The organism is Methylocystis sp. ATCC 49242 (assembly GCF_000188155.2).
Classification (GTDB): domain Bacteria; phylum Pseudomonadota; class Alphaproteobacteria; order Rhizobiales; family Beijerinckiaceae; genus Methylocystis.
The window spans coordinates 1,581,784-1,604,124 of the sequence record NZ_KE124774.1; the positions used below are offsets into that span (position 1 = coordinate 1,581,784).

Sequence of the window (22,341 nt, forward strand, 5' to 3'; positions counted from 1 at the left end):
CGGTGCGTGCGAACCTCTCGGGGAGTTTGATGAGACCAGGACAAAACAAGAGAATGCGGGGTCGCAGCGGCCGCAAGGGGCCCAATCCCCTCACCCGCTCCTATGAGTCGAACGGCCCCGACGTGAAGATTCGCGGCACCGCGCAGCATATCGCCGAGAAATATCTGCAGCTCGCGCGCGACGCGCAGTCCTCCGGCGACACGATCATGGCCGAGAGCCTGCTGCAGCACGCCGAACACTACTTCCGGCTGATCGCGGCCGCTCAGGCTGCGCAGCAGGTCGCTGGCTTCGGCGGACGTCCGCAGATGGAGGCGGAGGTCGATCTCGGCGACGACGACGACGATTTCGCGGCCCTGCCCGACCGTTTCGCGCCGCTCTCCGAGCGCCTGCCGCCGGCCGCCTATCAGGCCCAACCGCAGCCTTTCGCGCCGCAACCCCAGCCGCAGCCGCATTTCGTCCAGCCGCCGCAACCGCAGCCGCAACCGTTCGAGGAACGCCCGATAGGCGAAATGCGCCCCGAGCGCATTGAGCGCGCGCCGCGGCCGGAGCGTGCGCCCTATGGCGAGCGTGGCCGTGATCGAAATGGGGAAGGCGGCGAGCGTCCCCCGCGCCATCAGGCCGCCTATGAGCGTAATCGCGACGGCCGACGGTTCCACCAGCGGTCCGAAACCGCCGAGGCTGCGCCTGCCGCGGCTCTGCCGTCGTTCATCACCGCCCCGCCGGCGCGTCCGGTCGTCAGCGAGACCGAGGCCCCCGAGAGCGCGCTGACGACGCCCTCCCGCCCCGCCGCCGCGCGGGAGCATGAAGGCGTGAACTTCCACCTCAGCTCGCGCCGCCGTCGCCGGCCGCGCGCCGCAGCCGACGAGGCCGCTGGCGAATCGCGGCAGGAGGAAGCCCCGCAGGCGAGCGAACTGCCCTTCGAGCCCGACCACATCTGATCGGGATCAGACCAATGCGAGCGCGTCGCCCCGGGTGACGCGCCCGCCCCTCTCGATGCGGGCGTAGACGCCGCAATCGATATGGCCGAAAGCCTTGCGGATCGTCTGCACAAGATCCATGTCGCGCCGGCCGGAGCCCGGCTCGACGCCCGTGGCGGCGCAACGGTCGGTCATCTTCAGCACCGTCAGCGTCGCGCCGCCGAGTTGAAACGTTTTTCCGGGCCAGTCCGCCTCGGCCCAGCGCTCCGCCCTGTCGATGTAGAGGTTGGCGCGAAAGCGCAGCGGATCGACTGAGGCTCCCTGCACCTCCTCGATCGCCTTCACGCTCGCCAGATTGACGAGGGACACGAAGCCCGACTTCGAGTCCGTGAAACGAAAGCCTTCCGGCGCCTGGAGCAGGCGAACGGGGCCGCGGATTTCGTCGCCGAGAAAGCCGGTCAGAAAAGTCTCGATCGCCGCGCGACCTTCGGCGCTCCGCAGATCGCCCCGCGCGACCTCCCGCCCCTTCTGCGCAATCGTCAGCACGCCGCTCGCATGGTCGTAGCGCGTCGCCAGGCCGGCAAGGGCTCCGTTGCGCATCAGCATCAGGAATTTCACCTTCGGCTGATGCTCCGGCGCGGCCGGGTCGAAACCCGAGGGGCCGTTTTCCAGCGCAAAGACGCGGTCGCCGGGGAAATAGCCGTCCGCGTCGAGGTCGGCGAATTCGAGCGCCTCGGGCGAGAGGCCCTTGACGGGATAGCGGTAGATGGACGCGAGGCGCATGATTGCTCCGATTGCGAAAATTCGCTGCGACATTAAGTCCGGCCGATCAAAAACGAAAACGCCGCGACCAAGACGAAGCGCCCTCTTTTCAGGACCCGGGGGCTTTCCCATATCGCCTCAGAGGGTCGCCGCAAGGGACCGAAAGATTTGGACGCGAGGCGCGCCGCTTGGATGGGCCGCCTCAAGGTCGAAAGGGGTGCAAATGAATTTCGAGAAATACACCGAACGCGCGCGCGGTTTCGTGCAGTCCGCGCAGTCGCTCGCTACGCGCGAGGGGCATCAGCAGTTCACGCCCGAACATTTGCTGAAGGTCCTGCTCGATGACGAGCAGGGTCTTTCCGCCGGTCTCATCGACCGCGCGGGCGGCAATTCGCGCGAGGCGCTGGCCAAGACCGAGGCGGCGCTTGCGAAGCTCCCCAAGGTGATGGGCTCGGGCGCTGGGCAGCTTTATCTGGCGCCGGCCACGGCGCGGCTTTTCGACAACGCCGAGAAGATCGCGCAGAAGGCGGGCGACTCTTACGTCACCGTCGAGCGGCTGCTGCTTGCGCTCGCGCTGGAGAAGGACGCCGAATCCGCGAAAATCCTCGCCGCCGCCGGCGTGACGCCGCAGACGCTTAACGCCGCGATCGAGGATCTGCGCAAGGGCCGCACCGCCGATTCCGCCTCCGCCGAGAACGCCTATGACGCGCTCAAGAAATACGCCCGCGACCTGACGGAAGCGGCGCGCGAGGGCAAGCTCGACCCCGTGATCGGCCGCGACGAGGAAATCCGCCGCACCGTGCAGGTTCTGTCGCGCCGGACCAAGAACAACCCGGTGCTGATCGGCGAACCCGGCGTCGGCAAGACGGCGATCGTCGAAGGCCTCGCGCTGCGCATCGTCAATGGCGACGTTCCCGAGTCTCTCGAAGACAAGAAGCTGCTTGCGCTCGACATGGGCGCGTTGATCGCGGGTGCGAAATATCGCGGCGAGTTCGAGGAGCGGCTGAAGGCCGTGCTCAACGAGATCACTGCGGCCGAGGGCAAGATCATCCTCTTCATCGACGAGATGCACACGCTGGTCGGCGCCGGCAAGGCGGATGGCGCGATGGACGCGTCGAACCTGCTGAAGCCAGCGCTCGCGCGCGGCGAGCTGCATTGCGTCGGCGCGACCACGCTCGACGAATATCGCAAGCATGTCGAGAAGGACGCGGCGCTCGCCCGTCGCTTCCAGCCCGTCTTCGTCGATGAGCCGACGGTCGAGGACACGATCTCGATCCTTAGGGGCTTGAAAGAAAAATACGAGATGCACCACGGCGTGCGCATCACCGATTCGGCGATCGTGGCGGCTGCGACCCTGTCGAACCGTTACATCTCGGACCGCTTCCTGCCCGACAAGGCGATCGACCTCGTGGACGAAGCCTCGTCGCGCCTGCGCATGCAGATCGACTCGAAGCCCGAGGAGCTCGACGAACTCGACCGCCGCATCATCCAGCTCAAGATCGAGCAGGAGGCGCTGCGCAAGGAGACCGACGCGGCCTCGAAAGACCGGCTCGTGAAGCTCGAATCCGAGCTTGCCGATCTGGAAGAAAAGTCGTCGTCGCTCACGGCGCGCTGGCGCGCGGAGAAGGACAAGCTCGGCAGCGCGCAGAAGCTGAAGGAGCAGCTGGAGACCGCACGCAATGAACTGGCGCAGGCGCAGCGGCGCGGCGAATATCAGCGCGCGGGCGAATTGACTTATGGCGTGATCCCGGACCTCGAGAAGAAGCTTGCGGAGACGGAAGCCTCGGAGGGCAAAGGCGCCCTGATCGAGGAAGCCGTGACCGCGAATGACGTCGCGCAGGTCGTGTCTCGCTGGACGGGCGTGCCGGTCGACAAGATGCTCGAGGGCGAGCGCGAGAAGCTTCTCCATATGGAGGACGAACTCGCCAAGCGCGTCGTCGGTCAGCGCGAGGCGGTCGAAGCGGTTTCGACCGCCGTGCGCCGCGCCCGCGCCGGCCTGCAGGACCCGAACCGTCCGATCGGCAGCTTCATCTTCCTCGGCCCCACGGGCGTCGGCAAGACGGAGCTCACCAAGGCGCTCGCGAGCTTCCTGTTCGACGACGAGACGGCGATGGTGCGCCTCGACATGTCGGAATATATGGAGAAGCACTCTGTCGCCCGCCTCATCGGCGCGCCTCCCGGCTATGTCGGCTATGAGGAAGGCGGCGCGCTGACGGAAGCGGTTCGCCGCCGGCCCTATCAGGTCGTGCTGTTCGACGAGATCGAGAAGGCGCATCCGGACGTGTTCAACGTCCTGCTGCAGGTGCTCGACGACGGGCGCCTGACGGACGGTCAGGGCCGCACGGTCGACTTCAAGAACACGCTCATCATCATGACGTCGAACCTCGGCGCCGAATTCCTCGTGATGCAGCAGGAGGGCGAGGATTCGACCGCCGTGCATGATGAGGTGATGCAGGTGGTGCGCTCGCATTTCCGGCCGGAGTTCCTGAACCGCATCGACGAGATCATTCTGTTCCATCGCCTGCGGCGCGAGGATATGGGCGCGATCGTCGACATCCAGTTCAAGCGTCTCCAGAAGCTGCTCGAGGATCGCAAGATCACGCTGCATCCCGACAGCAAGGCGCGCGACTGGCTGGCGGCGAAGGGCTACGACCCCGCCTACGGCGCAAGGCCGCTGAAGCGCGTTATGCAGAAGGAACTGCAGGACGCGCTGGCCGAACGGCTGCTCGCGGGCGAGATCGTCGACGGCGCGACGGTGGAAGTCTCCGCCGAAGGCCAGGCGCTGACCATCGACGGCAAGCCGACGCACGGCCCGGTGAAGCCGGTGCTGCGGACGGTGGGGAACGCGTAGGGCGGAAAAAACCGCGGGCGCAATACTAGAGCATTTCCCTGTATTTCTGAATCGGGAGGGATTCCTGTTTTAGCAGGAGTGTGATTCAAGATGCTGGCTGGGCGGAGGCCAGCATCCAATGGTTCGACCTCTCTCCAATGATCTTCGAGAGCGTGTGGTTGCGTCGGTTTTGGCTGGCGAGAGTTGCCGCGCCGTGGCTTTGCGCTTTGGCGTGGCCGTGTCATCGGTCGTGAAGTGGTCGCAGCGCCAGCGCGAGACGGGCTCGGTCGCGCCGGCGAAAATGGGCGGCTATCGCAAGCGCGTGCTGGAGCCGCATCGCGCTTTCATTGTCGAGCGTCTGGCGCAGACGCCGCATTTGACGTTGCATGGCCTCAAGGACGAGCTGCTGGCGCGCGGGGTCAAGGTTTCGCACAACGCCATTTGGATGTTCCTGCGCCGCGAGGGGCTGCGGTTCAAAAAAAACGCTGCTGGCGCTCGAACAAGGCCGCGCTGACATTGCGCGACGGCGCAAGCGCTGGCAATCGCTGCAAGCGCGCCTCGATCCCAGGCGGCTGGTCTTCATCGACGAGACCTGGATCAAGACGAACATGACGCCGCTGCGCGGCTGGGGCCCCAAGGGCAAGCGCTTGCGCGGCCTCGCGCCGCACGGCCATTGGCGCACGTTGACCTTTCTCGGCGCGCTGCGCTGCGATCGTCTCGACGCGCCCTGCGTCTTCGACGGGCCAATCAACGGCGCGTGTTTCCGCGCCTATGTCGAACAACAACTCGTCCCCGCGCTTAAGCAGGGCGATATTGTCATTATGGACAATCTCGGCAGTCACAAGGGCGAGGCGGTGCGACGCGCGATCCGCTCCGCCGGAGCCAGACTGTGGTTTCTGCCACCCTATTCGCCCGACCTCAATCCAATCGAACAGACCTTTTCCAAGCTCAAACACTGGATGCGACAGGCGCAGCAGCGAACCATCGATGAAACCTGGCGACAGATCGGACGCCTCGCAAAAGACATCCAACCACAAGAATGCAGCAACTACTTCACAAACGCAGGATAAGCTTCCGTCAAAATATGAAACGCTCTAGAGCGCGGAGGCCGCCGTTGACGAAACGGCGGCCTAAGTTTTTATTCATAATGCAAATCGAATTTTTCAGAGGTCATCAATGGTCAAGGTGCTCAACGTGTTGGACCAAATTGGCAATCATTGGAAAGAGGGGGACGGAAAATTCGAGTCTGGGTTCTGGTATGGTGGCCCTGTGGATGATGAACTCATCCGGATTTTCAGCGGCGAGGGAAATTCGACTCTGGGCGGCAGAATAACCGCAAGGCGAAATGTGAAGTTTTCAGACGGGCGCACGAGAAAAATCTATACCTTCGAAGCGGACCCGTCCCAAAGTGGGCGACCGCGCCCTCGCGCCTTCAACCCGAACGGATGCGTGGTCACCGAGGAATAAACCGCTCATCCCTTCTCTCACGAGCAGGAGAGGCGATGGGCTGCATTACAACTTCCGCAGCGCCACTTCCTCGATCCTGTGGTCCTCGCCCTTGGTGAGGATCAAACTTGCGCGCGGGCGCGTCGGGGCGATGTTGTTGCGCAGGTTTTCGAGATTGATGCGCGTCCAGATGTCCTTCGCGACGCGCACCGTCTCTTCGTCGGAGAGATCGGCGTATTTGCGAAAATAGGAGCGCGGGTCGCGGAACGCCGTCTCGCGCAGACGCAGGAAACGCTCGACGTACCAGCGCTCCAGCACGTCCTCCGGCGCGTCGAGATAGACCGAGAAGTCGAAGAAATCCGAAACGAAGGGAATGTCGCGCGGGTGGCGCGACGGGCGCGCGGCCAAGACATTCACGCCTTCGACGATGAGAATGTCGGGACGGTCGACGCAGGTCGCCTCGCCGTCGACGACGTCGTAAATGAGATGCGAATAAACCGGCGCGCAGACATTGCGCTGTCCCGCCTTCACGTCGGAAAGAAAGCGCAGCAGCGCCTTGTTGTCGTAGCTTTCGGGAAAGCCCTTCTTCTCCATGAGGCCTTCGCGCTCGAGCACGGCGTTTGGCAGGAGAAAGCCGTCCGTGGTGATGAGTTCAACCTTCGGCGTGTTCGGCCAGCGCGACAGCAATGCGCGAAGAATGCGCGCGGTCGTGGATTTGCCGACGGCCACGGAGCCCGCGACCCCGATGATGTAGGGAACCTTGCCGTCCTCGGCGCCGAGAAAGCGCTGTGTCGCCTTGAAGAGCCCCTGCGTCGCCGCGACATAGAGCGCGAGCAGGCGTGACAGCGGCAGATAGATTTCGATGACTTCCTCGAGGGAGATCGGATCGCCGAGCGACTTCAGCCGCGCAAGGTCATCGAGCGTCAGCGTCAGCGGCGTGTCGGCGCGAAGGCTCGCCCATTCGGCGCGCGTAAACCGGCGATAAGGCGAAATCGCCACGCCCGTTTCAGCGGCGCCCGCTTCGTTCATTTCGAGCCTCCGCGCGACGCCTTTTCGGCAAGGCCCGATTGCGCCGTGCGGCGGCCGAGTTCGGCGACGACGTCGCTCAAAGCGATATCACGCGCCTCGAGCAGCACCAGCAGGTGGTAAAGCACATCGGCGGCTTCCGAGGTCAAGGCATTGTTGTCGCCCTCCATTGCGGCGATCACCGCCTCGACCGCCTCCTCGCCGAATTTCTTTGCGATGCGCGGCGGCCCCGCGTCGAAAAGACTCTTGGTGTAGGAGTTGGAGGCGCTGTCGTTGCGACGCGATTTGATGAGCGCGGCGAGATCGTCGAGAGAAAAGCTCATGCCGCCTCCAGTCCATCGAGCCTCATCGGTAGGCCGGCGGCGGCCATGTGGCGCTTCGCCTGCGGGATCGTATATTCGCCGAAGTGGAAGATCGACGCCGCGAGCACCGCGGTCGCGTGGCCTTCGCGAATGCCGGCGACGAGATGATCGAGATTGCCGACGCCGCCGGACGCGATGACCGGCACGGAAACGGCGTCCGCGACGCTGCGCGTCAGTTCGATGTCGAAACCGCTTTTCGTGCCGTCGCGATCCATCGAGGTGAGCAGAATTTCCCCGGCGCCCAGCGCCGTCACTTCGCGCGCATATTCCACCGCGTCGATGCCGGTGGGGCGGCGCCCGCCATGGGTGAAGATTTCCCACTTGCCCGGCGCGACCCGCTTGGCGTCGATGGCGACGACGATGCATTGCGCGCCGAATTTCTCCGACGCCTCGCGCACGAATTGCCGGTTGGCGACGGCGGCCGAATTGATCGATGCCTTGTCGGCGCCCGCGAGCAGGAGATTGCGGATGTCGTCGAGCGTGCGCACGCCGCCGCCGACGGTGAGCGGCATGAAGCAGGCTTCGGCCGTGCGCTGCACGACGTCGAGCAGAATGCCGCGATTTTCATGGCTCGCGGTGATGTCGAGAAAGCAGAGTTCGTCAGCGCCGGCGGCGTCATAGGCGATGGCGCATTCCACCGGATCGCCGGCGTCGCGCAGATCGACGAAATTCACGCCCTTGACGACGCGGCCTTCCTTCACGTCGAGGCAGGGGATGACGCGGGCTTTGAGCATCAGGCGCTCCCCGCCGTCGCGCGCGCCTTCCTGATCAGCGCCAGCGCCTCGGCCGGATCGAGGCGCCCATCGTAAAGCGCGCGTCCCGTGATCGCGCCGGCGAGCCTGGCGCAGTCCGGTTGCAGCAGACGCTCGATGTCGGCGAGCGAGGCGAGGCCGCCGGAGGCGATGACGGGAATCGTCAAGGCGTTGGCGAGCGCCAGCGTCTGCTCGATGTTGAGGCCCGTCAGAATGCCGTCGCGCGCGATGTCCGTGTAGATGATCGCGCTGACGCCCGCGTCCTCGAAACTCTTGCCGAGTTCGAGCGCCGGCATGCGCGTCGTGCGCGCCCAGCCGTCCACGGCGACCATGCCGTCCTTGGCGTCGATGCCGACGGCGACGCGGCCCGGATAGATCCGCGCAGCCTCTCGCACGAAGGACGGATCCTTGACCGCCGCCGTGCCGATGATGACGCGCGTCACGCCTTTCTCCAGCCAGCCGGACAGCGTGCGCATGTCGCGAATGCCGCCGCCGAGCTGCACGGGAATTGTAAGCACCGCAAGGATGGACTCGACCGCCGCCGCATTGCGTGGCGCGCCGGCGAATGCGCCGTCCAGATCGACGACATGCAGATATTCGAAGCCCTGCGACTGGAAGGCGCGCGCCTGCTCCGCCGGATCGTCGTTGAAGACGGTCGCGCGGTCCATATCGCCCTGCGCAAGCCGCACGCATTGGCCTTCTTTCAGATCGATCGCGGGAAACAGAATCACGGACGCCACCTCAGGAAATTGGCGATGAGCGCGAGGCCGAGCCTCTGGCTCTTCTCGGGATGGAATTGCACGCCGACGAGATTGTCGCGCGCGACGGCCGCGGTGAGCGGCGCGCCATAGTCGGTCGTCGCCAGCACATGTCGCGGCTCGGCCGGCGTCAGATGATAGGAGTGGACGAAATAGGCGTGGAGCCCGCGCTCCCCCGTCGCGATCCCGTCGAAGACCGGATGCTCGCGGGTCAGGCTGAGCGTGTTCCAGCCCATATGCGGAATTTTGAGCGAAGGATCGCCCGGCTCGATCGCCACGACGTCGCCGCCGATCCAGCCGAGGCCGGGGGTCTCGCCATGTTCGAGACCGCGCGCCGCCATCAGTTGCATGCCGACGCAAATGCCGAGGAAAGGTCGGCCCCGCTCGATGGTCGCTTCCTGCAACGCGTCGTAGAGGCCCGGCAGGTCGAGAAGCCCGCGGCGACAATCGGCGAAAGCGCCGACGCCCGGAAGCACGACGCGCTCGGCGCCGCGAACCTTCTGCGGATCATTGGTGACGCAGATTTCCCCGCCGACGCCCGACTCGCGCGCCGCGCGCTCGAAAGCCTTCAGCGCCGAGTGAAGATTGCCGGAACCGTAATCGATGATCGCCGTCGTCAAGCGTCTTGCTCCCCGGAGCGGGCTTGCGGCGCGATCCCGCGCCAACGATGAAAAAACGCCATCTCCGCCTCTTCCTCGTCGTCGCCGACCACGACGTCGGTCTCGACATAGCCGCGCCGCGCCAGAGCCCAGGCGACAATCCGTTCGCCCTCCAAGCCGAGCCAAACCGCCAGGGAAAGACCAAGCCATGACATGGCGTCGCGCGAAATCTTCAGCTTCCACGCCACGAGACCGATGACCGTCAGCAGCGCGGTCCAGGCCGCGGCGGCGATCCAAGCGCGCCTCCATAGCAGCCAGAAGGGGCCGAGGAAAAAGGCGGGCCACGAGAAGCCGTCGCGCAGGAACACGATCTTCTCCGGCGCGGGGGCGGCCCCCTGCGCCGTCGGCGGGAGATGAACGGTGAAAATGGCCATCGGCCGTCCCCTCGTCGTCTGGACGCCAGAGCCGCCGCCGCTCAGGCGGTCAGCGTTCCCTTGGTGGAAGGCGCCTCGCCCTGCAGGCGACGCGGATCGATCGCCACGGCCTTGCCGAAGGCGCGCGCAAAGCCCTTGAACGCGCTCTCCGCAATATGGTGGCTGTTGACGCCGCTCAGGCTGTCGATGTGCAGCCCGACCCGGGCCTGAACCGCGAAGGCCTGAAAGAATTCGCGCATCAGCTCAGTGTCGAAGGCGCCGATGCGCTCCGCCGGGAAGCTGACGTTATAGACGAGGAACGGACGCCCGGAAATATCGACGACGACGCGGGTCAAGGCCTCGTCGAGAGGTATGTGCGCGTCGCCGTAGCGCGCGATGCCTTTGCGGTCGCCGAGAGCGCGGTCCACCGCCTGCCCCATCGCGAGCCCGACGTCCTCGACGGTGTGGTGGCCGTCGATGTGCAGGTCGCCCTTCGCCAGCACGGTGAGATCCAGCGGCGCATGGCGCGCGATCTGGTCGAGCATATGGTCGAAAAATCCGATTCCGGTGGAAATGTCGGAGCGTCCCGACCCGTCGAGATCGACAGTGACCGAAATGGACGTTTCCTTCGTGTTGCGCTCGATAGTGGCGCTGCGCATGGCGAATTGGCCTTCCGGATGACGCCGCCGAGCATCATTCGGCCGCGGGCCGCCAGCTTGTAGCAATTTCGACGCATCTTCGCCACCCGCGCGAGGAGCGCGGCCGGCTTGCTGGCGGCGCGCGGCGGGGACGACTATCATCCCGATCGAGAAAACGCGAAAATTCGCGAAAAAGTCCGCGTTCGGAGGCATTTATGAGACAGACGCCGCTCGCCTTGCTCGCCCTCGTCTTGACCTTGGCCAGCGCCTTTGCGGCGACCCCGGAGGAGGCTTACCTCGCCGCGCGCGACGCGGCGATCGCGAAAATCAAGAAGCTGGAGGCCAAACAGGGCGCGGAAGACGCCGTCGGCAAGGAGCAGCAGAAGGCGCTCGCCGATCTGGAAAAGCGCCTGCAGGGGATCATCGGCGATCTCGCGGTCAAGCCCTATCCGGCGAAAGGCAAGATCAACATCGACACCCTCAGCGAAAATGAAATCGGCTTCGGCATGCTCGATACGCTGCGCTTTTCGCAGGAGGACAACGGCGCTCAGGCGATCGTCACGACGGACGGGCTGCTCGATCACTGGCTGCGCACGCAGTCACAATGGTGGAAGAAGACGGACAAGTCGGCGCCCGACGCCGAATCGGCGTTGAAGTCGGACGACTTCTATACGGAAGCAATCGGCTCCGACGCCGCCTTCACCAAGACCGCCGACATTCCGATCATGAAGCCCGAGGGAGCGGTTTTCGCCGTGGCGCTGCTCGGCGGATGGGCGCAGGATATCGGACCCAATCCTTCGCAGGAGATCATCGTGGCGCTGCGCAGGGGCGGAAAGGTCTATATCGCCACTGAGGCCGCGAAGGGGGCGGAGAAGATCCCCGCCTGCGACGCCATCTGGAAAGACGCCGAGAGCAAGGCGGAAAAGATTTTGCAGAAATACAACGAGGGCGGGATGAAGGACGAGAAGCTTTTCGACGAATCGACCGCCGCGCAGGCCAAGGGCGACGACGACTATCGCGCCTGCTACGCCGCCCGTGCGCCAAAGGAGGCCTTCTTCGCCGCGCTGACCCGCGAGGCCCAGGAGATCGCGGATCGCTTCAAGGACAGGTAAGGCCCGCACAGCCTCCGCCCTTGCTGAAAGCGCGGTTCAGTCCTACATCGGCCAAAACGCTCGGCTCGGAAGGCGCGAATGGACAACGAACAAAACAAGACGCCCGGCATGCACGCGACGACCATCATTCTGGTCAAGAAGCAGGGACAAACGGTGATCGCGGGCGACGGACAGGTCAGCCTCGGCCAGACGATCATGAAGGGCAACGCCCGCAAGGTGCGCCGGCTCGGCAAGGGCGACGTGATCGCGGGTTTCGCCGGCGCTACGGCGGACGCATTCACGCTGTTCGAGCGGCTCGAATCGAAGCTCGATCAATATCCCGGCCAGCTCATGCGCGCCTGCGTCGAGCTCGCCAAGGACTGGCGCATGGACCGATATCTGCGCCGGCTGGAGGCGATGATGCTTGTCGCCGACCAGAACGTCGGACTCGTCCTCACCGGCTCGGGCGACGTGCTGGAGCCCGAAGGCGACGCCAATGGCGCTGTCGCCGCAATCGGCTCGGGCGGCAATTACGCGCTCGCCGCGGGCCGAGCCCTCATCGACACGCCGGCGGACGCAGAGACCATCGCGCGCCGCGCCATGTCCATCGCCGCCGACATCTGCGTCTACACGAACCACAATGTGGTGGTGGAGAAGATATAGGCGAAAAATGCGCGGCGAATGGCGAAGAAAAGACCAAACAAACCGCCCGTTTCCGTGCCAGATGAACGATAGCCCAAGGAAACTGAACTCATGGCCGATTTTTCGCCGCGCGAAATCGTCTCGGAACTGGATCGCTACATCGTCGGGCAGAACGAAGCCAAGCGCGCCGTCGCCATTGCGCTGCGTAACCGTTGGCGGCGTCTTCAGCTCGAAGGGCAAATGCGCGAAGAAGTGCTGCCCAAGAACATTCTGATGATCGGCCCCACCGGCTGCGGCAAGACCGAAATCGCCCGCCGCCTCGCCCGACTCGCCAATGCGCCCTTCCTGAAGGTGGAAGCGACGAAATTCACCGAGGTCGGCTATGTCGGCCGCGATGTGGAGCAGATCGTGCGCGACCTTATCGAGGTCGCCCTGGTCATGGTCAAGGAGCGCCGCCGCAAGGATGTGCAGGCGCGCGCGCAGCAGGCGGCCGAGGAGCGCGTGCTCGACGCGCTCGTCGGTCCCGCCTCGTCCCCCGCCACGCGCGAAACCTTCCGCAAGCGTTTGCGCGACGGCGAGCTCGACGACAAGGAAATCGAAATCGAGCTGGCGCAGAGCGGCGGCTCCACCCCCATGTTCGAACTGCCGAACATGCCAGGCGCGAGCGTTTCCGCCTTTTCGCTGGGCGATATTTTCGGCAAGGCCCTGCAACGCGGCAAGCCGCGCAAGCTGACGGTGAAGGAGGCTCATGACCCACTCGTCGCCGAGGAAAGCGACAAGCTGATCGACCAAGAGGCCAGCGTTCGCGAGGCGATCCACGAGGTCGAGAACAATGGCATCGTCTTCATCGACGAGATGGACAAGATCTGCGCCCGCGAAGGCCGCAGCGGCGCCGATGTCTCGCGCGAAGGCGTGCAGCGCGACCTGTTGCCGCTGATCGAGGGCACGACCGTCGCCACCAAGCACGGGCCGGTGAAGACCGACCATGTGCTGTTCATCGCCTCAGGCGCCTTCCATGTCGCGAAACCTTCCGACCTGCTGCCGGAGCTACAGGGCCGCCTGCCGATCCGCGTGGAGCTGGCCTCGCTCAACGAAGAGGATTTCCGCCGTATTCTGACAGAGACGGAAGCCTGCCTGACCAAGCAATATGTGGCGCTCATGGGCACGGAAGGCGTGACGCTCGAATTTTCGCCGTCGGCCATCGAGGCCATCGCCAAGGTCGCCGTACAAGTAAACACGTCGGTTGAAAACATCGGCGCCCGCCGCCTCCAGACAGTAATGGAGCGCGTCCTCGACGACATCAGCTTCTCCGCCTCGGACCGCGCCGGGGAGACTGTCGTTGTCGATGGCGACTATGTCGAAAGACACATCGGCGATCTCGCGAAGAACCGGGATTTGAGCCGGTTTATTTTGTGACGCAGGGCCTGACCCTCCTCCCTGTCGGAAATGGTGGATGCCCCGTGGATCGCCCCACTTGCGCCCGCGGCCTCGCATTGCCATAAGACCGGCCAAAGCTCACAACCTGCGGCCTGTCCATGTCCACTTTCCCCCAGCGCGTCTTCTCCGGCGTGCAATCCACCGGCAATCTGCATCTCGGCAATTATCTCGGCGCGATCGTCAAATTCGTCGAGCTGCAGAAGGCGTTCGAGTGCCTCTATTGCGTCGTCGACCTGCACGCGATCACCGTGCCGCAGGATCCCATCGCGCTGAAGGCGAACACGCGCGAGATCGCCGCCGCCTTCATCGCCTGCGGCATCGACCCCAAGCAGAACATTGTCTTCAACCAGAGCCAGGTTCCCGAACACGCCGAACTCGCCTGGGTGCTAAACTGCGTCGCCCGCATCGGCTGGCTGAACCGCATGACGCAGTTCAAGGACAAGGCCGGCAAGGACCGCGAGAACGCCTCCATGGGTCTTCTCGACTATCCCGTGCTGATGGCCGCCGACATTCTCATCTATCGCGCGACGCATGTGCCGGTCGGCGACGACCAGAAGCAGCATCTCGAGCTTGCGCGCGACATTGCGCAGAAGTTCAACAATGACTTCGGCCCGTCGATCGAGCGCAACGGTTTCGGCGGCGCCTTCTTCCCCCTGCCCGAGCCGCTGATCTCCGGCCCCGCGACGCGCGTGATGAGCCTGCGCGACGGCACGAAAAAAATGTCGAAGTCCGACGCCTCTGACTATTCGCGCATCAATCTCTCCGACGACGCGGACCAGATTGCGCAGAAGGTGCGCAAGGCCAAGACCGATCCCGAGGCCCTGCCCTCCGAGGAAAAAGGCCTCGAAGGCAGGCCCGAGGCGGACAATCTTGTCGGCATTTTCGCCGCGCTCGCCGGCCGCACGAAAGCCGATGTGCTGACCGAATATGGCGGCTCGAATTTCTCGACCTTCAAGAACGCGCTGGTCGATCTCGCTGTCGCCAAGCTCGCCCCCATCACCGCGCAGATGCGCCGCATCCGGGAGGACGAGAGCTATATCGACGGCGTGCTGCGCGACGGCTCCGAACGCGCCCGCGCCATCGCCCGCGAGAACATGAATGCGGTGAAGGATATCGTCGGCTTCCTGCGTTAACCGCCGAGAGCCGCGGGCTTCGGCCCGCCGCTCGCCCAGTCGAGCAACTCGACAGTGTGAACGACAGGGATTTGCGTCCCCGCCCCGATTTGCACCATGCAGCCGAGATTGCCGGCGGCGATGACGTCGGGCGCGACGTTTTCGATACTGGCTACTTTTCGCGCGCGAAGCTCATCCGCCATTTCCGATTGCAACAGGTTATAGGTTCCCGCCGAGCCGCAGCAGATATGGCCTTCCGGCGGAGCGACGACATCGAAGCCGGCGCGCTCAAGCGCCTCCACAGGTTCGCGCGTGATTTTCTGGCCATGCTGCAGCGAGCAGGCGGAATGATAGGCCACGCGCAGCCGTGGCGCGTCGCCGCTCGCCTTCAGATCGAGCCCGGCGATAATCTCGCTGACGTCGCGGGCAATCGCGGAAATGCGCGCGGCCTTTGCGGCAAGCTTCGCGTCGTTACGGAACAGAAAGCCATAGTCCTTCACGCTCGTGCCGCAACCCGACGTGTTGATGACGATATGATCGAGACCGCCCGTCTCGATCTCGCGCGTCCACGCCTCGATGTTCCTGCGCGCGAACGCATGCGACTGACCGACCTTGCCGAGATGATGCGGCAGCGCGCCGCAACAGCCCGCTCCTTCAGCGACGACGACTTCGACGCCATGGCGCGTGAGAAGACGCACGGTCGCTTCGTTGATGCGGGTATCGAGCACGGTCTGCGCGCAGCCGTTCAACAGCGCGACGCGTATCCGGCGCGCGCCTTGCGCTGGAACGACCTGTGGGCGATCGACATCCGAAGGCGCCGGCAGACTCTTTGGCGCGAGGACGAACAGCGCGCGCAGACGCTGCGGGAAATGATCCCTGAACGGTCGCGCGAGCGCAGCGAGCCGCAAGGCAAGGCGGAACAAGGCAGGCCGCGGCAGCACGAAGGCGAGCGCCGCGCGCAGGGCCCTCTCCTCGAAAGGTCTCTCGAATGTCTTTTCTATGTGCGCGCGCGCGTGATCGACGAGATGCATGTAATGCACGCTCGATGGACATGTCGTCATGCAGGAAAGGCAGGAGAGGCAGCGGTCGATGTGTCGAGCGGTGCGCGCATCGGCGGGACGCTCGTGCTCCAGCATCTCCTTGATGAGATAGATGCGTCCGCGCGGGGAATCGAGTTCGTCCCCCGTGAGAAGATAAGTGGGGCATGTGGCCGTGCAGAAGCCGCAATGCACGCAGGCGCGCAGGATCTTCTCCGATTGCGCCATGTCCGGATCGGCGAGCGCGCTCAGTGAAAAATGCGTTTGCATCTCAGAACTCCGCGCGCATGCGGCCGCGCTCCAGGACATGGGCGGGATCGAAACTGTCCTTCACGCGCCGCGTCAGCGCGGCGAGCGGCGCAGGCTGCGGGTGAAAAACGTCGACGCGCGCGCGTGTGTCTTCCGAAGCGCGAATGAGCGTCGCATGTCCGCCCCGCGCATCGACTGCGCCGCGCACGGCGCTTGCATGCGCATCCGGCGCCGGCTCGAGACAAATCCACACGAGGCCGCCGACCCAGTCGTAATAATGCGCGATGATCGGCGCGCCGGCGCGGCGCAAGGCCTCCACCACCATGAAGCCGTCGGTCGGCGCGACCGAAATGCGCCAGATCTGGCCGGAGTGCGCCGCGATGGGCGCCGCGTCCCGCAACGATTTCCAGAACGCCGCAGACTCCGACGGCTGCAAGACCTCGAATTGCGCACCGCTGTCTCGAAGCTCCGCCATCAGCGCCTCGCAGCGCGTCGCAACGGAAATCTCGGGGCCTTCGACGCGCAGCGCCGCAACATTGGCGTCGATCTGAAGCGGCCCTGCTCCGGCCGGAAGCATTGCGAAGGACGAAACCTCGTTCGGCGTTCCGGAGGCGCCGCGCAATTGCGCGAGGCTTTTTTCCTCATCCAGTCCGACGACCAGCAGGGTTCGTTCCGTTTCGGCCTTTGGCAGAACTTTCAGCGTGACTTCGGTGAGAAGCGCAAGCGTGCCGAAGGAGCCGCAGACGAGCTTGGAGAGGTCGTAGCCTGTGACGTTTTTCATCACCCGCCCGCCCGATTTCACGATTTCGCCGCGTCCCGTGACGCAGTGAAATCCGAGCAGATGATCGCGCGCGGCGCCGGCCTTGACGCGGCGGGGACCCGAGGCGTTGACGGCGACGACGCCGCCAATCGTTGCGCTGCGCGTCGCGCCGCCAAACAGCTGCGCGTAATCTACAGGTTCGAAAGCGAGCTGCTGATTGTTCGCGTCGAGGAAATCCTCGATCTCGCGCAGCGGCGTGCCGGCCCGCGCGGAAAGCACGAGCTCGTCGGGTTCGTAAAGCGTGACGCCCGTCAAAGCCTTCGTCGAGATCGTCTGCGATTGCGGCGCATGGCGGCCGAGCTGCTTTTTCGATCCCGCCCCCGCGACGGCCAGTGGCGTGCGTCGCGCATTCGCCGCGCGCAGCGCTTCGACGGCGTCGGCCGCGTCGCGTATGTCGAGCGTCTGCGAATTTACGTCCATCGCTAGAATCTCGGCAGGTCGGGGAAAGTCGTTTTACCGCCGGAAACATGCATCATGCCGAATTCGGCGCAGCGATGCAGCGTCGGAAACACCTTGCCGGGATTGAGTCGATTCATGGAATCGAAGGCGCATTTGACGCGCATCTGCTGCTCGAGATCCGTTTCGTTGAACATCTCGCTCATCAGATCGCGCTTCTCGACGCCAACGCCATGTTCGCCCGTCAGCACGCCGCCAACGGAAACGCAGAGACGCAGAATGTCGAAGCCGAGCTTCTCGGCGCGCTCGACATCCCCTTCTTTCGAGGCGTCATAGAGGATCAGCGGATGCAAATTTCCGTCGCCCGCGTGAAACACATTGGCGACCTGCAATCCATGTTGTTTCGCAAGCTCATCCATTCCCGTCAGCACATCGGGGAGACGGGCGCGCGGAATGGTGCCGTCCATGCACAGATAGTCGGGCTTGATGCAGCTCACCGCCGGAAAAGCGTTCTTGCGCCCTGCCCAGAACTGCAGGCGCTCGGCCTCGCTGGTTGAAACCCTGGCGGTCGTCGCGCCTTCGTCGCGCGCGATCTTCTCCACGACACCGACGAGATGATCGACCTCGGCCTGCGTTCCGTCGAGTTCGACGATGACGATCGCCTCGGCGTCGAGCGGATAGCCGCAGGGCTGGAAGCGCTCGACGGCGTGGATCGTCGCCCTGTCCATCATCTCCATACCGCCGGGGATGATGCCCCGCGCAATCACCGCGCCGACGAAGCGCGCCCCGGCGGTGACGCTCGTGAATCCGAGCAGCAGGCAACGCGCGACGGCGGGCTTCTGCAAGATGCGCACGGTGACTTCGGTCACGACGCCGAGCAGCCCCTCGGAGCCGGTCATGATGCCGAGCAGATCATACGCCTCGCTGTCGAGGTGCTTGCCGCCAAGGCGCACGACCTCGCCGCCCATCAGCACGACCTCGAGGCCGAGAATGTTGTTCGTCGTCAGGCCGTATTTCAGGCAATGCACGCCGCCCGCATTCTCGGCGACATTGCCGCCGATGGAGCAGGCGATCTGCGAGGACGGGTCCGGCGCGTAATAGAATCCCTCGGCCTCGACGGCTTTGGAAATCGCGAGATTCTGCACGCCGGGCTGCACGCGCGCACAACGGTTTTCATAGTCGATTTCGAGAATGCGATTGAACTTCGACATGCCGAGAAGAATGCCGTCCTCTAGCGGCATGGAGCCGCCGGAGAGCGACGTCCCGGCGCCGCGCGGCACGATCTTCACATTCATATCGGCGGCCAGCGCCATGATCGCGCTCACCTGCTCCACCGTCTCCGGCAACGCGACGACGAGCGGGAGCGCGCGATACATGGTGAAGGCGTCGCATTCATAGGCGCGGCGCGCCGTCTCATCGACGATGAGGTTTGATGCGGGGAGAATGGCGCGAAGGCGCTCAATGAGTTCGTCGCGGCGCGCGAGGATTTCCGTCTCCGGCGCTGGCATCAATAGCGTCATTCCGATGCGCCCCCCCATTTTGCGTCCGCAGGCGGCCGTTGCGCCGGCCGCGGCGACATGGGATTGAACGGCCAACACCCGCGCCTTGGTTTCCCTAGTCGAGCCGGGGGAACGGCGCAAGTACGCGCGCGGCGCTGCGACGACCCATTAATAAGTCATTGGAGGATCAATGAAAACGAAATTCGAGCTCACGCTCGCCGACGCCAGGAGGGTCGCGGCGGCCGCCGCGCGCGAAGCGCAACGCAACGGCTGGAGCGTCGTCATTGCGATTGTCGATGACGCGGGGCTGCTGGTCTATTTTGAACGACTCGACGGGACGCAGCCCGCCTCCTGCGAAATTGCCCAGCACAAGGCCCGTGCGGCCGCGCTGTTTCGCCGGCCGACCAAGGCGCTGGAGGAGGTGGTGGCGGGCGGCCGCGTCGCGCTGCTGAGCCTGCCCCAGATCACGCCCGTCGAGGGCGGTCTGCCGCTGATGCACGAGGGCCATGTCGTCGGCGCAATAGGCGTCTCGGGCGTGCAGTCCTTTCAGGATGGACAGGTCGCGAAAGCCGGCGCGGACGCGCTCGCCGAAGGGGCGTAGGAATTTAACTGATTATTAACTGCGTCGGCGACGGAGGGTGAGAAAGCGCCTATTCCTCGCCGCCGCCCAGCGCCCGCCGGGCTCGGCCAATGGCCTCCGGCGGAAGCGACTCCGCGACCGCGAACTCCAGCAACAGCGTTTCGTCGCCGGCGAGATGGTCCAGAACGGCCAATTGAAAGCCCCTCTCGCCCAGAAGCCCGCGCACCTCGCCGGGATCGAGCCCCGTCAGCGCGAGGAAGCGCGAAACCCTCTCATCGTCCTGGCTGAGAAAGGCGAGCGCGCGCAGCGCCAGCTCCGCGGGCGGGGCGGCAATTTCGTTCTTTTTCAGTCGGGAACCCAAACCGTCTTTGGCGCTTTTCATTAATCTTCCCATGCTAACCGTCTCTCGAACGGTATCGCGTCCACAGAGTTGGCCCCATGACGAAAACGGTCCTCATCGTAGAGGATAACGAATTGAATATGAAGCTCTTCAACGATCTGTTGGAGGCCAACGGCCATGCGACGCTGCGCACCAAGAGCGGCGTGGAGGCGATCGCCCTTGCGCGAGAGCACCATCCCGACCTGATCTTGATGGATATCCAGCTGCCGGAAGTCAGCGGGCTGGAAGTCACGCGCTGGCTGAAGGACGACGAGGAGCTGCGCGACATTCCCGTCATCGCGATCACCGCCTTCGCCATGAAGGGCGATGAGGAAAAAATCCGCCAGGGCGGTTGCGAGGCCTATCTCTCCAAGCCCATTTCCGTCGCGAAATTCCTCGAGACGGTAAATTCCTTCCTTGCGGACAAGAAGTAGGAGACCACGGCGAAATGACCGCGCGCGTGCTGATCGTTGACGACCTGCTTCCCAACATCAAACTGCTGGAGGCGCGGCTTTCGGCCGAATATTTCGACGTCGTGACGGCGACCAATGGCCCCGAGGCGCTGGAGCTCTGCCGCGACGGCCGATGCGACATCGTGCTGCTCGACGTCATGATGCCCGGCATGGACGGCTTCGAGGTCTGCACGCGCCTGAAGGCCGACGCCGCGACCATGCATCTCCCCGTCGTAATGGTTACGGCGCTCGACCAGCCGGCCGACCGCGTGCGTGGTCTGGAGTGCGGCGCCGACGACTTCCTGACCAAGCCCGTGGACGAACTCGCGCTGATCGCCCGCGTTCGCTCGCTGACGCGGCTCAAGATCATGCTCGATGAGTTGCGCGCCCGCGCCACCACGTCGGCCAATCTCGGCATTATCGACCATCTGTCGGCGCAGACGCCAAACGACGGCGCGAAAGGCCGCATCCTTCTCGTCGAGGACCGCGCCGGCTCCTCCGACCGCATCGTCGCCGCCCTGCGCGACCTGCATGACGTCGAAATCGAGCCGCATCCGCAGGAGGCGCTGTTCCGCGCCGCGGAGAATGGCTACGAGCTCGTGATCGTCAGCCTCAATCTGACCGATTTCGACGCGCTGCGGCTTTGCAGCCAGCTCCGCTCGCTGGAGCGCACCCGCTCGATTCCGATCCTGCTGCTCGCCGATCTCGAGGACCGCCCGCGCATTCTGCGCGGACTTGACCTTGGCGTGAACGACTACATCGTGCGGCCGATCGACCGCAATGAACTCGTCGCCCGCGTCCGCACGCAATTGCGCCGCAAGCGTTACGCCGACAGTCTTCGTGACAATGTGCAGGCGGCGATCGAACTCGCCGTGGTCGACGCGCTGACCGGCCTCAACAACCGCCGCTTCCTCGAATCACACCTCGCCAGCGCTCTGGAGCACGCCGCCCATAATGGCCGCCCTCTCTCGCTGATGATTCTCGACATCGATCACTTCAAGTCGGTCAACGACACCTATGGCCACGACGCCGGCGACGAGGTGCTGAAGGTCTTCGCCCAGCGAATCAAGCGCGTCGTCCGGGGAGCCGATCTGGTTTGCCGGCTTGGCGGCGAGGAATTCGTCGTCGTCATGCCCGACACGCCGCTGGTCGTCGCGGAAAAGGTCGCCGAACGCGTGCGCGCGGCCGTGGAGGGCGGCCAGTTTCCGATCGACCCGGCGGCGACGCGGACGATTCCCGTCACCACCTCGATCGGCCTGGCCGAGCGCGGCGCGGACGCCAACGCCGACGCCCTGCTGCGCCGCGCAGACAAGGCGCTTTATGGCTCCAAAGCCTCCGGCCGCAACCGCGTGACCGCCGCCGCCGCATAATCGCGCAAAAGCGCAACACCGGGCTTGCAGCCGGCCGCCGCCTGAACTATACACCGCCCGTCGGCGCTTCGCCGGCCAACGCCTCCCCCAAGAGGCGGGTAAATAAAAAGATGGGGCCATAGCTCAGTTGGGAGAGCGCTTCAATGGCATTGAAGAGGTCGTCGGTTCGATTCCGTCTGGCTCCACCACGCAACTCCCTGAACTTTCTCCCCTTTTGCCCATATCGGTAGTCCCCGGCATATCCGGGACTTAGGGACGCGTTTGGCTCCGAAGCGGCGTCAGAGACCGCAATTTCGGAGACTCCGAGCGCGATTTCGGCGGCGGTCTCTGCGCGCGAAATTTCGTTCTCCGTCGAAAACGACGCCGGCGTCTTGGAGACCTGTGCCTACCGCAAATTCAATCCGACTGGAATGCGGCTGAAAGTTGGGGCATGCTTCGTCTCATGTCGGACGTGTTCAAGCTGGTCTGGTGGACGATCCTCGACCTGTTCCGATCCAGAGCGTCACTGGAGACGGAGATCGTCGCGCTGCGCCAGCAACTCAACGTCCTGCGCAGAAAATCGGCGAGGCGACTGGCGTTCAGCATCGTCGATCGTCTGATTTTTGCTGGGCTCTATCAGGCTGCGCCACGGCTTACTGACGCTTTGGCGATCGTAACGCCCGAGACGGTTATTCGTTGGCGTCGCGCCGGCTTTGGTTTGTTCTGGCGGAGGAAGTCGCAACCTCGCAGCGGCAGGCCAAAAGTGGCGCTGGAATTCCGGTAACTGATCCGCGA

At 64.6% G+C, this 22,341-nt stretch carries 24 protein-coding genes and 1 tRNA gene; 13 read left to right on the top strand and 12 right to left on the bottom strand.

Going from position 1 to position 22,341, the window contains the following annotated elements; all coding sequences use genetic code 11:
* Positions 1 to 53: 53 nt before the first annotated feature.
* Complete coding sequence (locus MET49242_RS09810) at positions 54 to 938, top strand: DUF4167 domain-containing protein (RefSeq protein ID WP_084678992.1); 885 nt, start codon at positions 54 to 56, stop codon at positions 936 to 938.
* Positions 939 to 944: 6 nt separating this feature from the next.
* Here MET49242_RS09810 and MET49242_RS09815 read toward each other — a convergent pair whose 3' ends face one another.
* Entirely contained in the window at positions 945 to 1,700 is a 756-nt protein-coding gene (locus tag MET49242_RS09815; protein ID WP_144259549.1) for an MOSC domain-containing protein, read from the bottom strand.
* A gap of 202 nt (positions 1,701 to 1,902) precedes the next feature.
* On the opposite strand from MET49242_RS09815, the gene clpB reads away from it, so the two are divergent.
* The 3 genes from clpB to MET49242_RS09835 all read left to right on the top strand — a co-directional run bounded on the left by clpB (position 1,903) and on the right by MET49242_RS09835 (position 5,976).
* The gene (gene clpB, locus MET49242_RS09820; protein ID WP_036282667.1) at positions 1,903 to 4,530 is read left to right on the top strand and encodes an ATP-dependent chaperone ClpB; all 2,628 of its coding nucleotides are present in this window, start codon (positions 1,903 to 1,905) and stop codon (positions 4,528 to 4,530) included.
* A 118-nt stretch (positions 4,531 to 4,648) separates the two neighbouring features.
* A protein-coding gene (locus tag MET49242_RS24160; RefSeq protein ID WP_144259550.1) for an IS630 family transposase occupies positions 4,649 to 5,579 on the top strand; the annotation gives its coding sequence in 2 pieces (ribosomal slippage) (positions 4,649 to 4,984 and positions 4,986 to 5,579; 930 coding nt in all).
* Between the two features lie 106 nt (positions 5,580 to 5,685).
* Positions 5,686 to 5,976, top strand: a complete 291-nt coding sequence (locus MET49242_RS09835) for a hypothetical protein (RefSeq protein ID WP_036282670.1) — start codon at positions 5,686 to 5,688, stop codon at positions 5,974 to 5,976.
* A gap of 45 nt (positions 5,977 to 6,021) precedes the next feature.
* Here MET49242_RS09835 and coaA read toward each other — a convergent pair whose 3' ends face one another.
* The 7 genes from coaA to hisB are packed head-to-tail and all read right to left on the bottom strand — an operon-like array spanning position 6,022 to position 10,524.
* A complete protein-coding gene (gene coaA, locus MET49242_RS09840; RefSeq protein WP_036282672.1) occupies positions 6,022 to 6,984 on the bottom strand; it encodes a type I pantothenate kinase in 963 nt (320 codons plus the stop codon).
* Complete coding sequence (locus MET49242_RS09845) at positions 6,981 to 7,304, bottom strand: phosphoribosyl-ATP diphosphatase (RefSeq protein WP_036282674.1); 324 nt, start codon at positions 7,302 to 7,304, stop codon at positions 6,981 to 6,983. Before MET49242_RS09845 ends, coaA begins: the two co-directional genes overlap by 4 nt.
* Entirely contained in the window at positions 7,301 to 8,077 is a 777-nt protein-coding gene (gene hisF / locus MET49242_RS09850) for an imidazole glycerol phosphate synthase subunit HisF (RefSeq protein ID WP_036282675.1), read from the bottom strand. The genes MET49242_RS09845 and hisF overlap by 4 nt, the downstream gene beginning before the upstream one ends.
* A complete protein-coding gene (gene hisA, locus MET49242_RS09855; protein ID WP_192815592.1) occupies positions 8,077 to 8,835 on the bottom strand; it encodes a 1-(5-phosphoribosyl)-5-[(5-phosphoribosylamino)methylideneamino]imidazole-4-carboxamide isomerase in 759 nt (252 codons plus the stop codon). The genes hisF and hisA overlap by 1 nt, the downstream gene beginning before the upstream one ends.
* Positions 8,823 to 9,473 (bottom strand): imidazole glycerol phosphate synthase subunit HisH, encoded by a 651-nt coding sequence (gene hisH / locus MET49242_RS09860; protein WP_036282677.1) that lies wholly within the window; start codon positions 9,471 to 9,473, stop codon positions 8,823 to 8,825. The genes hisA and hisH overlap by 13 nt, the downstream gene beginning before the upstream one ends.
* Positions 9,470 to 9,886 (bottom strand): DUF2628 domain-containing protein, encoded by a 417-nt coding sequence (locus tag MET49242_RS09865; protein WP_036282678.1) that lies wholly within the window; start codon positions 9,884 to 9,886, stop codon positions 9,470 to 9,472. The genes hisH and MET49242_RS09865 overlap by 4 nt, the downstream gene beginning before the upstream one ends.
* Positions 9,887 to 9,927: 41 nt before the next feature.
* On the bottom strand, positions 9,928 to 10,524 hold the full coding sequence (gene hisB, locus MET49242_RS09870) for an imidazoleglycerol-phosphate dehydratase HisB (protein ID WP_036287594.1): 597 nt from the start codon (positions 10,522 to 10,524) through the stop codon (positions 9,928 to 9,930).
* Positions 10,525 to 10,718: 194 nt separating this feature from the next.
* On the opposite strand from hisB, the gene MET49242_RS09875 reads away from it, so the two are divergent.
* From MET49242_RS09875 to trpS, 4 genes are all read left to right on the top strand, one after another.
* Positions 10,719 to 11,615, top strand: coding sequence for a hypothetical protein (locus tag MET49242_RS09875; protein WP_036282680.1), 897 nt, complete (start codon positions 10,719 to 10,721; stop codon positions 11,613 to 11,615).
* A gap of 78 nt (positions 11,616 to 11,693) precedes the next feature.
* The gene (gene hslV, locus MET49242_RS09880) at positions 11,694 to 12,257 is read left to right on the top strand and encodes an ATP-dependent protease subunit HslV (protein WP_036282682.1); all 564 of its coding nucleotides are present in this window, start codon (positions 11,694 to 11,696) and stop codon (positions 12,255 to 12,257) included.
* 90 nt (positions 12,258 to 12,347) lie between these two features.
* Positions 12,348 to 13,652 (top strand): ATP-dependent protease ATPase subunit HslU, encoded by a 1,305-nt coding sequence (gene hslU / locus MET49242_RS09885; RefSeq protein ID WP_036282683.1) that lies wholly within the window; start codon positions 12,348 to 12,350, stop codon positions 13,650 to 13,652.
* Positions 13,653 to 13,771: 119 nt separating this feature from the next.
* The gene (trpS, locus tag MET49242_RS09890; protein WP_036282685.1) at positions 13,772 to 14,806 is read left to right on the top strand and encodes a tryptophan--tRNA ligase; all 1,035 of its coding nucleotides are present in this window, start codon (positions 13,772 to 13,774) and stop codon (positions 14,804 to 14,806) included.
* On the opposite strand, the gene glcF is transcribed toward trpS, so the two are convergent.
* The 3 genes from glcF to MET49242_RS09905 are packed head-to-tail and all read right to left on the bottom strand — an operon-like array spanning position 14,803 to position 18,807.
* Positions 14,803 to 16,092, bottom strand: coding sequence for a glycolate oxidase subunit GlcF (gene glcF / locus MET49242_RS09895; RefSeq protein ID WP_036282686.1), 1,290 nt, complete (start codon positions 16,090 to 16,092; stop codon positions 14,803 to 14,805). The two genes, trpS and glcF, sit on opposite strands and share 4 nt — an antisense overlap.
* A 1-nt stretch (position 16,093) precedes the next feature.
* Positions 16,094 to 17,311, bottom strand: coding sequence for a glycolate oxidase subunit GlcE (glcE, locus tag MET49242_RS09900; protein ID WP_036282687.1), 1,218 nt, complete (start codon positions 17,309 to 17,311; stop codon positions 16,094 to 16,096).
* 2 nt (positions 17,312 to 17,313) lie between these two features.
* A complete protein-coding gene (locus MET49242_RS09905; protein ID WP_036287597.1) occupies positions 17,314 to 18,807 on the bottom strand; it encodes an FAD-linked oxidase C-terminal domain-containing protein in 1,494 nt (497 codons plus the stop codon).
* A 169-nt stretch (positions 18,808 to 18,976) separates the two neighbouring features.
* On the opposite strand from MET49242_RS09905, the gene MET49242_RS09910 reads away from it, so the two are divergent.
* Complete coding sequence (locus MET49242_RS09910; RefSeq protein WP_036282689.1) at positions 18,977 to 19,387, top strand: heme-binding protein; 411 nt, start codon at positions 18,977 to 18,979, stop codon at positions 19,385 to 19,387.
* Between the two features lie 49 nt (positions 19,388 to 19,436).
* Here MET49242_RS09910 and MET49242_RS09915 read toward each other — a convergent pair whose 3' ends face one another.
* The gene (locus MET49242_RS09915) at positions 19,437 to 19,748 is read right to left on the bottom strand and encodes a DUF3572 domain-containing protein (protein WP_036282690.1); all 312 of its coding nucleotides are present in this window, start codon (positions 19,746 to 19,748) and stop codon (positions 19,437 to 19,439) included.
* A gap of 56 nt (positions 19,749 to 19,804) precedes the next feature.
* On the opposite strand from MET49242_RS09915, the gene MET49242_RS09920 reads away from it, so the two are divergent.
* From MET49242_RS09920 to MET49242_RS25835, 4 genes are all read left to right on the top strand, one after another.
* Positions 19,805 to 20,179, top strand: a complete 375-nt coding sequence (locus MET49242_RS09920; protein ID WP_036282691.1) for a response regulator — start codon at positions 19,805 to 19,807, stop codon at positions 20,177 to 20,179.
* 14 nt (positions 20,180 to 20,193) lie between these two features.
* The gene (locus tag MET49242_RS09925; protein WP_036282693.1) at positions 20,194 to 21,567 is read left to right on the top strand and encodes a PleD family two-component system response regulator; all 1,374 of its coding nucleotides are present in this window, start codon (positions 20,194 to 20,196) and stop codon (positions 21,565 to 21,567) included.
* Positions 21,568 to 21,679: 112 nt separating this feature from the next.
* Positions 21,680 to 21,755 (top strand) — tRNA-Ala (locus MET49242_RS09930).
* A gap of 242 nt (positions 21,756 to 21,997) precedes the next feature.
* On the top strand, positions 21,998 to 22,330 hold the full coding sequence (locus MET49242_RS25835) for a hypothetical protein (RefSeq protein WP_036282695.1): 333 nt from the start codon (positions 21,998 to 22,000) through the stop codon (positions 22,328 to 22,330).
* Positions 22,331 to 22,341: the final 11 nt, after the last annotated feature.

Bases quoted from the DNA above. Each gene is read 5' to 3' on its own strand.
- MET49242_RS09810 (WP_084678992.1), top strand. From the start codon at position 54: ATGCGGGGTCGCAGCGGCCGCAAGGGGCCCAATCCCCTCACCCGCTCC.
- MET49242_RS09815 (WP_144259549.1), bottom strand. From the start codon at position 1,700: ATGCGCCTCGCGTCCATCTACCGCTATCCCGTCAAGGGCCTCTCGCCC.
- clpB (WP_036282667.1), top strand. From the start codon at position 1,903: ATGAATTTCGAGAAATACACCGAACGCGCGCGCGGTTTCGTGCAGTCC.
- MET49242_RS09835 (WP_036282670.1), top strand. From the start codon at position 5,686: ATGGTCAAGGTGCTCAACGTGTTGGACCAAATTGGCAATCATTGGAAA.
- coaA (WP_036282672.1), bottom strand. From the start codon at position 6,984: ATGAACGAAGCGGGCGCCGCTGAAACGGGCGTGGCGATTTCGCCTTAT.
- MET49242_RS09845 (WP_036282674.1), bottom strand. From the start codon at position 7,304: ATGAGCTTTTCTCTCGACGATCTCGCCGCGCTCATCAAATCGCGTCGC.
- hisF (WP_036282675.1), bottom strand. From the start codon at position 8,077: ATGCTCAAAGCCCGCGTCATCCCCTGCCTCGACGTGAAGGAAGGCCGC.
- MET49242_RS09865 (WP_036282678.1), bottom strand. From the start codon at position 9,886: ATGGCCATTTTCACCGTTCATCTCCCGCCGACGGCGCAGGGGGCCGCC.
- hisB (WP_036287594.1), bottom strand. From the start codon at position 10,524: ATGCGCAGCGCCACTATCGAGCGCAACACGAAGGAAACGTCCATTTCG.
- MET49242_RS09875 (WP_036282680.1), top strand. From the start codon at position 10,719: ATGAGACAGACGCCGCTCGCCTTGCTCGCCCTCGTCTTGACCTTGGCC.
- hslV (WP_036282682.1), top strand. From the start codon at position 11,694: ATGGACAACGAACAAAACAAGACGCCCGGCATGCACGCGACGACCATC.
- hslU (WP_036282683.1), top strand. From the start codon at position 12,348: ATGGCCGATTTTTCGCCGCGCGAAATCGTCTCGGAACTGGATCGCTAC.
- trpS (WP_036282685.1), top strand. From the start codon at position 13,772: ATGTCCACTTTCCCCCAGCGCGTCTTCTCCGGCGTGCAATCCACCGGC.
- glcF (WP_036282686.1), bottom strand. From the start codon at position 16,092: ATGCAAACGCATTTTTCACTGAGCGCGCTCGCCGATCCGGACATGGCG.
- glcE (WP_036282687.1), bottom strand. From the start codon at position 17,311: ATGGACGTAAATTCGCAGACGCTCGACATACGCGACGCGGCCGACGCC.
- MET49242_RS09905 (WP_036287597.1), bottom strand. From the start codon at position 18,807: ATGACGCTATTGATGCCAGCGCCGGAGACGGAAATCCTCGCGCGCCGC.
- MET49242_RS09910 (WP_036282689.1), top strand. From the start codon at position 18,977: ATGAAAACGAAATTCGAGCTCACGCTCGCCGACGCCAGGAGGGTCGCG.
- MET49242_RS09915 (WP_036282690.1), bottom strand. From the start codon at position 19,748: ATGAAAAGCGCCAAAGACGGTTTGGGTTCCCGACTGAAAAAGAACGAA.
- MET49242_RS09920 (WP_036282691.1), top strand. From the start codon at position 19,805: ATGACGAAAACGGTCCTCATCGTAGAGGATAACGAATTGAATATGAAG.
- MET49242_RS09925 (WP_036282693.1), top strand. From the start codon at position 20,194: ATGACCGCGCGCGTGCTGATCGTTGACGACCTGCTTCCCAACATCAAA.
- MET49242_RS25835 (WP_036282695.1), top strand. From the start codon at position 21,998: ATGCTTCGTCTCATGTCGGACGTGTTCAAGCTGGTCTGGTGGACGATC.